Annotated in this window: 13 protein-coding genes; 8 read left to right on the top strand and 5 right to left on the bottom strand. The window is 65.5% G+C overall.

The genetic code is table 11. The annotated features are described in order from the left end of the window. Positions 1 to 120 precede the first annotated feature (120 nt). From C8C93_RS09675 to C8C93_RS09650, 6 genes are all read left to right on the top strand, one after another. A complete protein-coding gene (locus tag C8C93_RS09675) occupies positions 121 to 1,371 on the top strand; it encodes an ROK family transcriptional regulator (RefSeq protein ID WP_370108663.1) in 1,251 nt (416 codons plus the stop codon). Further along, positions 1,368 to 2,858: a sugar ABC transporter ATP-binding protein gene (locus C8C93_RS09670; protein WP_121506726.1), complete on the top strand. Its 1,491-nt coding sequence runs from the start codon at positions 1,368 to 1,370 to the stop codon at positions 2,856 to 2,858. The genes C8C93_RS09675 and C8C93_RS09670 overlap by 4 nt, the downstream gene beginning before the upstream one ends. After that, positions 2,839 to 3,855, top strand: coding sequence for an ABC transporter permease (locus C8C93_RS09665; protein WP_199727007.1), 1,017 nt, complete (start codon positions 2,839 to 2,841; stop codon positions 3,853 to 3,855). Before C8C93_RS09670 ends, C8C93_RS09665 begins: the two co-directional genes overlap by 20 nt. A gap of 193 nt (positions 3,856 to 4,048) precedes the next feature. Next, on the top strand, positions 4,049 to 5,026 hold the full coding sequence (locus C8C93_RS09660; protein WP_121506725.1) for a substrate-binding domain-containing protein: 978 nt from the start codon (positions 4,049 to 4,051) through the stop codon (positions 5,024 to 5,026). Between the two features lie 331 nt (positions 5,027 to 5,357). Then, positions 5,358 to 6,368 carry a sugar phosphate isomerase/epimerase gene (locus C8C93_RS09655; protein WP_121506724.1) on the top strand — a complete coding sequence of 337 codons (1,011 nt, stop codon included), beginning with the start codon at positions 5,358 to 5,360 and terminating at the stop codon, positions 6,366 to 6,368. Between the two features lie 57 nt (positions 6,369 to 6,425). Continuing rightward, positions 6,426 to 7,610 (top strand): Gfo/Idh/MocA family protein, encoded by a 1,185-nt coding sequence (locus C8C93_RS09650; RefSeq protein WP_121506723.1) that lies wholly within the window; start codon positions 6,426 to 6,428, stop codon positions 7,608 to 7,610. Between the two features lie 84 nt (positions 7,611 to 7,694). Here C8C93_RS09650 and C8C93_RS09645 read toward each other — a convergent pair whose 3' ends face one another. After that, entirely contained in the window at positions 7,695 to 8,045 is a 351-nt protein-coding gene (locus C8C93_RS09645; protein WP_010461104.1) for a hypothetical protein, read from the bottom strand. Between the two features lie 194 nt (positions 8,046 to 8,239). Further along, positions 8,240 to 9,580, bottom strand: a complete 1,341-nt coding sequence (locus C8C93_RS09640; RefSeq protein ID WP_121506722.1) for a GNAT family N-acetyltransferase — start codon at positions 9,578 to 9,580, stop codon at positions 8,240 to 8,242. Between the two features lie 80 nt (positions 9,581 to 9,660). Between C8C93_RS09640 and C8C93_RS09635 the strand changes: the two genes are divergently transcribed. Together C8C93_RS09635 and C8C93_RS09630 are read left to right on the top strand one after the other, a co-directional pair. Beyond that, positions 9,661 to 11,319, top strand: coding sequence for an NAD+ synthase (locus C8C93_RS09635; RefSeq protein WP_121508724.1), 1,659 nt, complete (start codon positions 9,661 to 9,663; stop codon positions 11,317 to 11,319). A 55-nt stretch (positions 11,320 to 11,374) separates the two neighbouring features. Continuing rightward, positions 11,375 to 11,713, top strand: a complete 339-nt coding sequence (locus tag C8C93_RS09630) for a P-II family nitrogen regulator (RefSeq protein ID WP_007857855.1) — start codon at positions 11,375 to 11,377, stop codon at positions 11,711 to 11,713. A 112-nt stretch (positions 11,714 to 11,825) separates the two neighbouring features. Here the strand turns inward: C8C93_RS09630 and C8C93_RS09625 are convergent, their stop codons facing one another. Genes C8C93_RS09625 through C8C93_RS09615 form a run of 3 tightly spaced genes read right to left on the bottom strand, consistent with a single transcriptional unit; the run spans position 11,826 to position 13,426 of the window. Then, a complete protein-coding gene (locus C8C93_RS09625; protein ID WP_121506721.1) occupies positions 11,826 to 12,419 on the bottom strand; it encodes a TIGR00730 family Rossman fold protein in 594 nt (197 codons plus the stop codon). Next, entirely contained in the window at positions 12,412 to 12,822 is a 411-nt protein-coding gene (locus C8C93_RS09620) for a diacylglycerol kinase (protein ID WP_055393766.1), read from the bottom strand. Before C8C93_RS09620 ends, C8C93_RS09625 begins: the two co-directional genes overlap by 8 nt. A gap of 55 nt (positions 12,823 to 12,877) precedes the next feature. Next, on the bottom strand, positions 12,878 to 13,426 hold the full coding sequence (locus C8C93_RS09615; protein ID WP_055393768.1) for an RDD family protein: 549 nt from the start codon (positions 13,424 to 13,426) through the stop codon (positions 12,878 to 12,880). Positions 13,427 to 13,428: the final 2 nt, after the last annotated feature.

The following is a 13,428-nucleotide window of genomic DNA, read 5'->3' as shown; positions in this document are numbered from 1 at the left end:
TATGTTTGACCTGAAGTGGGTCGAAGTTCAGTCTTGCCCGGCCAAAGTAGACCGCATAGCATCCCTGTCAAGCACCCACCCCCATGAGGCGCTGCACAACAAAATGACAGGAGACAAGCCTTGCCATCCACCCGCTGGAGTCACTGCGGCACTGAAGACTTGAGCGTCTTGCAGACCATCTTCTGGTCCGCCGGCGCGTCGCGCAACGCGCTGGCGCAGCGCCTGGCCTATTCCAAGAGCAAGGCCAACGCCATGGTGGCGGCGCTGCTCGATGAAGGCCTGCTCGACGAGGTGGGCCTGCAGGAATCCTCTGGCGGCCGGCGGGCCGAAACCCTGCGTTTAAGCGAAACCCTGGGCGTGGTGATTGGCGCCGACCTGGGCGCGACCAGCATGCAGGTTGCCGTGATGCGGCCCGACATGACGGTGCTGGCGCGGCACCGCGAGCCTATTGATGTGCGCCAGGGGCCGGGCGTGATCCTGGCGCGGGTGCGGGGGCTGATGCGGGAGCTGCTGGCGCGCTGCGGGCTGGCCGCCCACCAGGTGATTGCCATTGGCATGGGCGTGCCGGGGCCGGTGGATTTTGAAAGCGGGCAACTCGTCAACCCGCCGCTGATGCCCGACTGGGACGGCTTTTCGATCCGCGACTACCTGCGTGAGGCGTTTGCCGCGCCGGTGTTTGTGGACAACGATGTGAACCTGATGGCGCTGGGCGAGATGTACCGGCTGCAGCGCAATCTGCCCAACTTCCTGGTCATCAAGGTGGGCACGGGCATTGGCTGCGGCATTGTGTGCCACGGGCAGGTGTACCGGGGCGCCAATGGCTCGGCGGGCGACGTGGGCCACATTTGTGTGGACCAGCACGGGCCGCGCTGCCACTGTGGCAACCAAGGCTGCGTGGAGGCCATGGCTGCAGCGCCCGCCATGGCGCGCATGGCGATGGAGGCCGCGCAGCGCGGCGAAAGCGCCATGCTGGCCGAGCGCCTGCAAAGCACGGGCACGCTGACCATTGAAGACGTGGCCCAGGCCAGCCGCACGGGCGATGTGGCGGCCAACGCCATCATCCAGCGCGCGGGCAGCCTGGTGGGACAGATGCTGGCGTCCATCGTCAACTTCTTCAACCCGTCGCATGTGTTCATTGCGGGGCGGGTGACGGACATGGGGCCGCTGTTCCTCGCGTCGGTGCGGCAGAGCGTGTACCACCGCTCGCTGGCGCTTTCTACGCGGCACCTGGAGATTCAATACGCGCCGCTGGCCGACGATGCCGGTGTGGTGGGCGCGGGTGTGCTGGCGATGCAGGAGAGCCTGTCGCGCGCGGGCTCGGTGGTGGGTGCGGGCGTTGGAGCAGTTGTAGGAACAGGGGCAGCGCGATGAGCGTAGCCGTCGAGTTCCGCAATGTGACCAAGGAGTTTGGCCCCGTGCGCGTGCTGCACGGCGTCGGCTTTGCGCTGCAGCCGGGCCGGGTGTACGGCCTGCTGGGCGAGAACGGCGCGGGCAAGTCCACGCTGATGAAGATTCTGGCGGGGTACGAGAGCCCCACCACTGGCGAGGTGGTGGTGGACGGTGCCGTGCGCGCCCCGGGCGGCGGCTCGCGCGCGGCCGAGGCGCAGGGCATTGTGCTGATCCACCAGGAGTTCAACCTGGCGGACGACCTGACGATTGCGCAGAACATCTTTCTGGGTCACGAGATCAAGAAGGGCCCCTTCCTGGATGACAAGGCGATGCGCGAGAAAACGCGCGCTGCTTTGGCACAGGTGGGCCTGCCGCTGGACCCGGACACGCGCGTGAAGAAGCTCATCGTGGCCGAAAAGCAGTTGGTGGAGATTGCCCGTGCGCTGGCCCGCAATGCGCGCCTGCTCATCATGGACGAGCCCACCGCCACGCTGACACCGGGCGAAACGGAGCGCCTGTTTGCGCTGATGTCCGGGCTGAAGGCGGCGGGCGTGACCATCATCTATATATCGCACAAGCTCGATGAAGTGGAGCGCACCACCGACGAGGTGGTGGTGATGCGCGACGGCCTGCTGGTGGCGCGCGAGGCCACGGCCAGCGTGACGCGGCGGCAGATGGCCAACCTGATGGTGGGCCGCGAGCTGGCGGATTTGTTCCCGCCCAAGCTGCCTGCGCCTGCGGGTGGAGAGCCGGCCATCAAGGTGCGCGGCCTCACGGTGCCGGGCTGGGCCGAGGAGGTGAGCTTTGACGTGCGGCGTGGCGAGATTCTGGGCTTTGCCGGGCTGGTGGGCGCTGGCCGCACCGAGCTGTTCGAGGGCTTGCTGGGCCTGCGCCCGCGCTCGGCCGGCTCGGTGGAGCTGGCGGGCAAGCCGGTGAATTTGAAAAGCCCGCGCGATGCCGCGCGCCACGGCCTGACGTATCTGAGCGAAGACCGCAAGGGCAAGGGCCTGCATGTGCACTTTGGCCTGCGGCCCAACCTGACGCTGATGGCGCTGGAGCGCTATGCCAAGCCCTGGCTCGACCCGGCAGCCGAGCAGGCCGCGCTGCGTGGTGCGGTGCAGGAGTTTGGCATCCGCACCGGGTCGCTGGACGTGCGCGCGTCGTCGCTATCCGGCGGCAACCAGCAAAAGCTGGCGCTTGCCAAGGTGCTGCACCCCGGCCCCAGCGTGGTGGTGTTGGACGAGCCCACGCGCGGCGTGGACGTGGGCGCCAAGCGCGAGATTTATCACCTGGTGCAGCGCTTGGCAGAGCAGGGGCTTGCTGTTGTGGTGATTTCGTCCGAACTGATGGAGCTGATCGGCCTGTGCCACCGCGTGGCGGTGATGCGCGCCGGGCGGCTGCAGACCACGCTCCAAGAGCCTAATTTGACCGAAGAGGAGTTGATTGCCCATGCCACAGGTACCCGCTGAAAACGCCACCACCGCAGCGGGTCGCCACGGCGGCGCCACGGCCTGGTGGGGCAAGCTGCACGGGCTGGGCCCGGTCATCGGCCTGGTGCTGCTGTGCATTGCGGGCACGCTGCTCAATAGCAATTTCGCCACCTACGACAACGTGATGAACGTGCTCACGCGCACGGCCTTCATCGGCATCATCGCGGTGGGCATGTGTTTTGTGATCATCTCGGGCGGCATCGACCTGTCGGTGGGGTCGATGGCGGCGCTGATTGCGGGCTCGGTCATCCTGTTCATGAACGCGATGGCGCCCGTGCTGGGCTCGCCCATGGCGGCCGTGGTGGTGGGCATGCTGCTGGCGGTGGTGCTGGGCGCGGTGTTCGGGCTGGTGCACGGCCTGCTCATCACCAAGGGGCGCATCGAGCCTTTCATCGTCACGCTGGGCACGCTGGGCATCTTCCGTGCGTACCTCACGTACTTCTCCAACGGCGGCGCCATCACGCTGGAGAACGATCTGTCGGACATCTACAGCCCGGTGTACTACGCCAACCTGCTGGGCGTGCCCATCCCCGTGTGGATCTTCCTGCTGGTGGCGGTGGTGGGCGGCGTCATCCTGAACCGCACGGCCTATGGCCGCTATGTGCAGGCCATCGGTTCCAACGAGCAGGTGGCGCAGTACGCGGCGGTGGACGTGCACAAGATCAAGATCCTCACGTACATGCTGCTGGGCGTTTGCGTGGGCATTGCCACGCTGCTGTACGTGCCGCGCCTGGGTTCTGCATCGCCCACCACGGGCCTGCTGTGGGAGCTGGAGGCGATTGCCGCCGTCATCGTGGGCGGCACGGTGTTGAAGGGCGGGGCGGGCAGCATCACCGGCACGGTGGTGGGCGCGATCCTGCTCTCGGTCATCAGCAACATCCTCAACCTCACCAGCATCATCAGCGTGTACCTGAATGCGGCGGTGCAGGGGTTCGTGATTATTGCCGTGGCCTTCATGCAGCGCGGTAAGCGGTGATGGAGTGGCTGGAACAACTCTCCTGGCGTTGTTGCAGTGTCTTGCCGTGCTACTCGCACTGTCTGCGACACAGCGCCTAGCCAGGACCGCTTCGCTGAGTTTTCCAGCCACTCTTTGCGTGCATTTGTTTTTCGAGGTGTTCCCCAGCCGGCCAGCTTCCATGGCCATATTCCAAAGCAACAGGAGACAACGCATGAACAGCCAACTTTCTTTCACCCGCCGCCTGGCCCTCTCGGCCGTGGGCGCCGCCGCCTTCGCATTGGCCGCCCCTGCCATGGCGCAGGCCAACAAGACGGTGGTGGGTGTGGCCATTCCGTCGGCCACGCACGGCTTCACGGGCGGTATCGTGTACTGGGCTAACCAGGCCAAGAAGGACCTGGAAAAGGCCCACCCCGGCCTGCAGGTCATCGTGAAGACCGCAGGTGGTGCGCCCGAGCAGGCCAACCAGTTGCAAGACCTGGTGACGGTGAACAAGATCAATGCGCTGGTCATCTTCCCGTTTGAATCGGCCGCGTTGACCAAGCCCGTGGCGCAGGTGAAAGCCAAGGGCGTGTACGTGACGGTGGTGGACCGGGGCCTGACCGACACCAGCGCGCAGGACGCCTATGTGGCCGGTGACAACACGGCGTTTGGCAAGATTCCGGCCGAGTACATCGCCAAGGCGCTGGGCGGCAAGGGCAATGTGGTGGCCATGCGCGGCATTGCGACCACGCTGGACAACGAGCGCATGGACGCGTTCAACAGCGTGCTGAAGAACCACCCCGGCATCAAGCTGCTGGACGCCAAATACGCCAACTGGAACCGCGACGACGCCTTCAAGGTGATGCAGGACTACCTGACCCGCTTCCCGCAGATCGACGCCGTGTGGGCCGCCGACGACGACATGGCCGTTGGCGTGCTCAAGGCCATCGAGCAGGCCAAGCGCAAGGACATCAAGCTGGTGTTTGGCGGCGCAGGTGCCAAGGGCATGATCAAGACGCTGATGGATGGCAGCAACCCGCTCATCCAGGCCAACGTGTCGTACAGCCCCAAGTTCATCTACGACTCGATCAAGCTCACGGCCGAGGCGCGCATCAAGGGCGAGAAACTGCCCGCCAACACCATCATTCCGTCGGTGCTGATCACCAAGGAAACGGCCAAGGATTTCTACTTCCCGGACTCACCGTTCTGATGGCGTCAATGTGAGTCAAGTTGCCTGATCAGGAACATCCCTCAGATGAGGACATCAGCCCCCGCACCCTCAGCGGCGCTGGGGATTGACTCCCTCTCCCCTCGCGGGAGAGGGTGGGGGAGAGGGGGGGCTGCACCCGCGCCGTGCCCGTTTCACTCCCCCCTCTCCCCGGCCCTCTCCCACCAGGGGAGAGGGAGTGAGGGGCGATCTGAGATGTGTGAAAAATCAAGCCAAATTGGCCTCTAGCGCTTATCCAGTAAGCGCTAGCAGCTATTGAAAATATAGCTTATAGCCGCTTCGAACCTGCAACCCAACGTCCCTTGGAGCCGCCATGCCAAGACCCGTCACCCTCTTCACCGGCCAGTGGGCCGACCTGCCTTTGGCAGAACTTGCGCCCCTGGCCAAAAGCATGGGCTACGACGGCCTGGAGCTGGCCTGCTGGGGCGACCATTTCAACGTGCAGGATGCGCTGTCTTCGCCCCAGTACGTCAAAAACAAACATGCGCTGCTGGCCCAGCACGGCCTGCAATGTTTTGCCATCGGTAACCACCTGGTGGGCCAGGCCGTGTGCGATCTGATCGACGAGCGCCACCAGTCCATCCTGCCGCCCCATGTGTGGGGCGATGGCGAGCCCGAGGGGGTGCGCCAGCGCGCAGCTAGCGAGCTGGCAGACACGGCGCGCGCTGCCGCGAACTTTGGCGTGAAGACGGTGACGGGCTTTACCGGCTCGTCGGTGTGGCATTCGATCTATGCCTTTCCGCCCACCACGCAGGAATACTGGGACAAGGGCTTTGCTGATTTTGCGAAGCGCTTTGGCCCCATCCTCGATGTGTTCGAGCAGCACGACATCAACTTCGCGCTCGAAGTGCACCCTACCGAGATCGCGTTCGACATCGCCTCCGCCGAGCGAGCGATTGCAGCTGTGGGCGGCAACAAGCGCTTCGGCTTCAACTACGACCCGAGCCACCTGGCCTACCAGGGCGTGGACTACATCAGGTTCATCCGCCAGTTTGCCGACCGCATCTACAACGCCCACATGAAGGACGTGTGGTGGGGCAAGGGTGACGGCACGGTGGGCGTGTTCGGCGGGCACACCAGCTTTGGCGACGCGCGGCGGAACTGGGACTTTCGCAGCGTGGGGCGCGGGATGATCGACTTCGAATCCATCATCGTCGCGCTCAACGACATCGGCTACCAGGGCCCGCTCTCGGTGGAGTGGGAAGACAGCCGCATGGACCGCGTGCACGGCGCTACCGAGAGCGCGGCGTTCTGCAAGCGGCTGGATTTCAAGCCGGCAGCCGGCGCATTCGACGCCGTTTTTGCGCGCGACAAGCAGGCCTAACCGCACTCCGTCCATAAAACCGATAACTACAACACACAGCGAGCAAAGGCGTTTCGTATGTCCAGTCCCCAAAAGCTCCGCTACGCCATGGTGGGCGGCGGCCATGGCGCCTTCATCGGCGCGGTGCACCGCAAGGCGATGGCGCTCGACGGCCAGTTCGAGCTGGTGGCCGGTGCGCTCTCGTCATCGCCTGAGCGGGCGCGCGCATCCGGCGCCGAGCTGGGCCTGGCGGATGACCGCAACCACGGCAGCTGGCAGGACCTGCTGGCCGACGAACTGCGCCGACCGGCGCATGAGCGCATAGACCTGGTGAGCATCGTCACCCCCAACCATGTGCACCACCCGGTGGCGCTGGCGTTTGTGCAGGCGGGCTTCCATGTGGTGTGCGACAAGCCGCTGGTGCACACCCGCGCGCAGGCCGACGAGCTGGTGGCCGCCGTGAAGAAGGCGGGCACCGTGTTTGGCGTCACGTACAACTACACCGGCTACCCGATGGTGCGTGAGGCACGCCACCTGGTGCACAGCGGTGTGCTGGGCCAGCTCCGCAAGATCACCGTCGAATACAACCAGGGCTGGCTGGCCACAGCCGTGGAAGAGGGCGGCGCCAACAAGCAGGCCGACTGGCGGCTGGACCCGGCGCGCAGCGGCAGCGCAGGAACCCTGGGGGACATCGGATCACACGCCGAAAACCTGGCCGCCACCGTCACCGGCCAGCACCCCGCCTGGGTGTGTGCCGACCTCACCACCTTTGGCGCCGGGCGGCGGCTGGACGACGACGCCCAGCTGCTGCTGCGCTACGACAGCGGCGCACGCGGCTTCATCGTGGCATCGCAAGTGGCAGCGGGGCTGGAGAACGACCTGCGCCTGCAGGTGTCCGGCACGCTGGGCACCATCACCTGGCGGCAGGAGGAGCCCAACCAGCTCATCCACTCCCCGGTGGACGGCCCGCGCCGCATCCTCACGCGCGGCTCGCCGTGGCTGTGCGAATCGGCGCGGCGCGCCGGGCGCATCCCAGCGGGGCACCCCGAGGCGTTCATCGAAGCCTTTGCCAACATCTACCTGGGTGTGGCGGCCGACATCCGCGCGCGTGCCGCTGGCCGCGCGGCCGACCCTTTGGCGGCCGACTATCCGCGCGTGGAGGATGGTGCCGAGGGGGTGCGCTTTATCGAAAAGGTGGTGGAGTCCGCTGCGAGCGAGCGCAAGTGGACCGCATTGGCCTACTCGGCTGGCCCGAATGGTTGAATCAGATTGGCCCGCAGCGCTTGTCAGGAAAGCGCAGACAGCTATTTATCTGTGAGCGGTTGACGGGCCGTCTGCAGCCGTTGGTCAGTTGCCTGCCAGCTGAAACCGCTGGTCAAAGTTCATCTTGCCCAGCACACGCAGTGCCGCCGTGCGGGTGGCGTTGTCTACCTTGCTGATGTCCAGGCTGTAGCGCTTGGCGGTGGACACCACGTCCACGCTTTTGGGGCCCCACTGCACCGCGACCAGCAGGGCGGGGCGCTGGCCCGCTTCGGCACCCACCGACACACCGCGCTGCTCGGGCCGCAGCATGAATTCCAGCCGGGGGGTGCGTACCAGGGTGAGGCGGTGGGCGCCCTGTGGGCCCAGCGCGAATGAGACGACCCAGTCGTCTTCGTCTTCCACCGTCAGAAATGGGACATGCTGCGGAGCGGCCATGGTGAGGGTGCTGTGGGTTGACGGGCGGGCGGATGGGCCGCCGTGGTGCGCAGCCCGGGTGCGGGCGGCCGCCAGTATGCCGTTGCAAAAGCTGTGCCGAGGTCGGGAGAACCCGAGGTTGGGCGCATCCAACGCGCTGGTGGCGTTGTCAGGCTGGTGCAAGCTGGTGTGGGACGGGCTGGCGTTGCGCTGGCTCAGGCTGTCTTGAACGGGCTGCGTTCGTGCAGTTCGCTCAGGTACTCAGCCACCCCGGCGCCTTCGCGCTGCAGGAACCGCTCCACCGCGTCGGCAAAAGCCGGGTGCGCCAGCCAGTGGGCGCTGGTGGCCTGCACGGGCAGCAGGGCGCGGGCCATCTTGTGCTCGCCCTGGGCGCCGCCCTCAAAGCGGATCACGCCGTGCTCGATGCACCACTGCAGTGGCTGGTAGTAGCAGGCTTCGAAGTGCAGGCAGTCCACGCGCTCCAGCGCGCCCCAATACCGGCCGTATGCAACTAATTCTTGGTTTTTTTGGCTGCCAGCGCTGGATGGTAAAGCGCTGACAGCTATCAAACTGCTAGCAATTGGCTGGCCGTCGCGCTCGGCCACAAACAGCAGCCAGGCCTCGGGCATGTGGGCCGCCATGCGGGCGAAGAAGTCCCGCGTGAGGTAGGGCGGGTTGCCGTGTTCAAGGTAGGTGCGTTCGTAGCAACGGTAGAAAAAATCCCAGTCGGCTGAGCTGATGTCCGCGCCGCGCGACCAACGGAAGCTGACCCCGGCATCCGCCACGCGGCGGCGCTCCTGGCGGATCTTCTTGCGTTTGTCCTGGGCGAGGCTGGCGAGGAAGTGATCGAAGTCTTTGAAGGGTTGGCCCGAGCCGCCGCCGGGCAAGGTGCTGTCGGGGGAGGGGGCATCAGACGCAGCGGGGAGCGTGGGGGCAACGTTCTCGCCGCCGCCGGGCCGCCCCAAGGCGGTGAGGGCCCCCTCGGGGGGCAGCGAACCACGCGCAGCGGGGAGCGTGGGGGCCACATTCTTCCAATGAAATTGCACGGTGTGCCGCAGCATCAGGTCTTGCTGCGCACTGGTGAGCACGTCGTCGTCGCTGGCAAACAGGATGTGCACGGACGACACGTTTTCGTCCTCGCACCACTGGCACACGGCCTGCACCAGCAGAGCGCGTGCAGCATCGTCACGGGCCAAAAGGCGGCTGCCCGGCACGGGGGTGAAGGGCACGGCGATCACGGCCTTGGGGTAGTAGGGCACGCCGTGCTGTTCGTAGGCGCTGGCCCAGGCCCAGTCGAACACGTACTCGCCGTAGGAGTGGTTCTTGAGGTACAGCGGGCAGGCGGCAATCAGGGTGTCGCCCTCCCACAGGGTCATGAAGCGCGGCGCCCAGCCGGTGCGTGGGGTGGCGCTGTCGCTTGTCTCCAGGGCGGCCAGGTATTCGTGGCGCATGAAGGGCGTGGGGTGGCTTTGCTGGGCCAGCAGGGTGTTCCAGGCCGCAGCATCCACGTCCAGCGCAGTGGCAAGTACGCGGGCGATAATGGCAGATTCAGCCATGCACGCCCCGGTTTTGTTTTGCAAGCTGCGGGCCCGTGTGGGCGGTGTTCAACCTGGCCGCAGGGGCCGATTCCAGTTCCATGACGCTCTCCATTTGCACTGCGCAGCTCAACTTTGTCGTGGGCGACATGCCCGGCAACGCCCAAAAGATCATTGCGGCGGCCCGCGAGGCGTATGCCCAGGGCGCCCGCTTGTTGCTGACGCCTGAGCTGGCGATTTGCGGCTATGCGGCCGAAGACCTGTTTCTGCGCCCCGCCTTCATTGCGGCCTGTGATGATGCCGTGAAAACCGTGGCCCGCGAGACTGCGGGGTTGAAAGGCCTGGCCATTGTGCTGGGCCACCCGCAGGCCGTGGCGCCCGACGCTCCGGCGTTCAGCGCTTGCTTCAATGCCGCCAGCGTGCTGCGCGATGGGCAGATCGAGCAGACCTATGCCAAGCGCGAGCTGCCCAACTACCAGGTGTTTGACGAGCGCCGCTACTTTGTGGCGGGCGACAAGCCTTGCATCTTCGAGGTGGAAGGCGTGCGCGTGGGGGTGCTGGTGTGCGAAGACGCGTGGTTTGCCACCCCTGCACGCGATGCTGCCGCAGCGGGGGCACAAATGCTGGCGGTGATCAATGCATCGCCTTTCCACCTGGGCAAGAGCGCCGAGCGCGAAGCCACCATGCGCGAGCGTGTGGCCGAGACGGGTTTGCCGCTGGTGTACGCGCACCTGGTCGGCGGGCAGGATGAGGTGGTGTTTGAAGGCCGCTCGTTCGCGCTCAATGCCGATGGCTTGGTGGCCTGCCGGGGGCCGGGTTTTGAAGAAAAACTGGTGTTTGCGCAGGTCCATCAAGTGCAATCAGCTATCAAAATTGAAGCAGAGGTGACCCCGGAGAAAAGCCTGGAGGCCGACCTGTGGGATGCCCTGGTGCTGGGCGTGCGCGACTATGTGGGCAAGAACGGCTTTCCGGGCGCGCTGCTCGGGCTGTCGGGGGGCATCGATTCGGCCCTGGTGCTGGCGGTGGCCGTGGATGCGCTGGGGGCCGACAAGGTGCGCACGGTGATGATGCCTTCGCCCTACACGGCCGACATCAGCTGGATCGACGCACGCGACATGGCCGCGCGCCTGGGCGTGCGCTACGACGAGATCTCCATCAAGCCGCAGTTCGAGGCCTTCAAGGCCGCACTGGCCAGCGATTTTGCAGGGCTGCCCGAAGACACGACCGAAGAAAACCTGCAGGCGCGCATCCGGGGCACGCTGCTCATGGCGCTGTCCAACAAGTTCGGCTCCATCGTGCTCACCACGGGTAACAAGAGCGAGATGTCCACGGGCTACTGCACGCTGTACGGTGACATGGCAGGGGGCTTCGCAGTGATCAAGGACGTGGCCAAGACCCGCGTGTTCGACCTGGCCCGCTGGCGCAACGCCAACGACCCGTATGGCACGGGCGCCAGTCCGATCCCAGAGCGCATCATCACGCGCCCGCCCAGCGCCGAGCTGCGGCCCGACCAGAAAGACCAGGACAGCCTGCCGCCCTACGAGGTGCTGGACGCCATCGTGGCGCGCTACATGGAGAACGACGAGCCCATCGAGTCCATCATCGCCAGCGGCTTTGAACGTGCCGATGTGGAGCGTGTCACGCGCCTCATCAAGCTCAACGAGTACAAGCGCCGCCAGGCGCCGGTAGGGATTCGCGTCACGCGCCGCAGCTTTGGCAAGGACTGGCGTTACCCTATCACCAGCAAATTCAGGGCGTGACGCTTCGGCGCTGCGCTTTCAGACCCCTTTTTTTACATCCTCCAGGAGACCCGCCATGAAAATGATCACCGCCGTCATCAAGCCCTTCAAGCTCGAAGAAGTCCGCGAAGCCCTGGCCGAGTGTGGCGTGACCGGTCTCACCGTGACCGAGGTGAAGGGTTTTGGCCGTCAGAAGGGCCACACCGAGCTGTACCGTGGCGCCGAGTACGTGGTGGACTTCCTGCCCAAGGTCAAGGTCGAGGTTGTCGTGAAAACCGAGGACGTGGACCGCTGCGTGGACGCCATCGTGAATGTGGCCCGCACCGGCAAGATTGGCGACGGCAAGATTTTTGTGACGGCCGTGGAGCGTGTGGTGCGTATCCGTACTGGGGATCTGGACGACGCGGCTGTGTAAGGCTCCCCCCGGAGTCGCTTCGCGCCTTCCCCCTGAGGGTGACGCCACCAGTGGCCTGGCAAAGCCATTTCCACGGTGGCACTGGCCTTGTTGCGCCAGTCTTTGAAGGCCGTTAGATCACCGAGCGCAGCGGGACGTGCGCTTGGTCGGGGCCGGCGTCTTGCACCAGCGTGCGCAGCAGTGCCTCGGCATCGGTAGAGGCGTGCAGCAGGCCCATCTGCCATTCGCCCATGAAGCCGCTGGCCACGCTGGTCTGCAGAAAGCCCAGCAGGCCGTCGTAGTAGCCGGCCACATTGAGCAGGCCCAGGGGCTTGTCGTGGTAGCCCAACTGGCGCCAAGTCCACACTTCAAACAGTTCTTCAAAAGTGCCGATGCCGCCGGGCAGGGCCAAAAAGGCATCGCTGCGCTCGGCCATCATGGCCTTGCGTTCGTGCATGGTCTGCACGATGTGCAGCTCGTCGCATTGGCGGTTGGCCAGCTCTTTATCGACCAGCGCCTGGGGAATCACGCCCACCACGCGCCCGCCCGCAAGCCGCGTGGCTTCGGCCACCGTACCCATGAGGCCGCTGCGGCCGCCGCCATACACCAGCCGGCCGCCGTGCTGGCCAATCCATTGGCCCACCGCTTTGGCAGCGTCGGCAAAGGCCGCGTTCTCGCCAGGTCGCGAGCCGCAATACACACACACGGAAAAAGTCGGTTCAGCCATGGAAAATCCTCTGAAAAACCGCTGCACCCCAGATGCCCGCGCACAGCAGCAAGGCCAGCAGCACGGCAGCGCTGCCCATGTCCTTGGCGCGTTTGGAAAGGTCGTGCCACTCGGGGCCGATGCGGTCGATGGCGGTTTCGATGCCGGTGTTGAGCAGCTCCACGATCATCACGATCACCACCGAGCCTGCCAGCAGCGCGGTTTCTACCCAGCTTTGCCCCAGCCAGAGAGACGCGGGCAGCAGCACCATGGCGGCAATGGCTTCCTGGCGGAATGCCTTTTCGTTCCAGCCTGCGCGAAGGCCTTCGATGGAGTAACCCGCAGCGTGCCAGATGCGGTTCAAGCCCGTGCGGGCCTTCTGAGGGTTGGCGGGCGCGGAGGACTCGGGTGGGGACAGGGGCATAGGGATATTGTGTCGCAGCCGCATGACAGCGGGCGTTGCAGCCCGCGCGCGGGTGCTACTTTTTCGGAAGCTCGAAGTGCACCAGGCGCGTGCCTGCCAGGGCGTCGTGCCAGAACTGCCGCTCGGGATGAAAGCGGCTCAGGATGGCCCAGATGGCAACCCAGCCGAACAGCAGCACCAGCACTTCAATGGCCGAGACCCCCAACAGATAGGCTGCCAAGGGCGGCAGGAACCACACCCAGCTCAGCAGGTAGCGCAGCAGCGCACGCGCCTGGGTGATGGGTTGCCCGGCGGTGTCCACCACACGGATGAGCCAGGTCTTTTGAGCCAGGGTCTGGCCTTTGGCCCAGAACCAGGTGAAGTAAATGCCAAACACCACAAACAGAAAGGCCTGCAGGGCGTGCCGGTTGTCCAGGGCGTGGCGGGTTTGGCTCAGGGTGCCGAACAGGTAGCCTGCAATGAAGACCACCCCGAACATGAGCATGCCCTCATACAGCCAGCAGGCCATGCGGCGCCACAAATTGGGCGTGGGGCCGAGGGCGGCGGAAGAGGTCTTTGCAGAGAGGGATGCCTGCGGTGCTGGGGCGGGAGGGGTGGCGGTCATTC

Source organism: Acidovorax sp. 93 (assembly GCF_003633835.1).
GTDB lineage: Bacteria > Pseudomonadota > Gammaproteobacteria > Burkholderiales > Burkholderiaceae_C > Acidovorax > Acidovorax facilis.
This window is presented reverse-complemented; position numbering and strand designations above follow the sequence as displayed.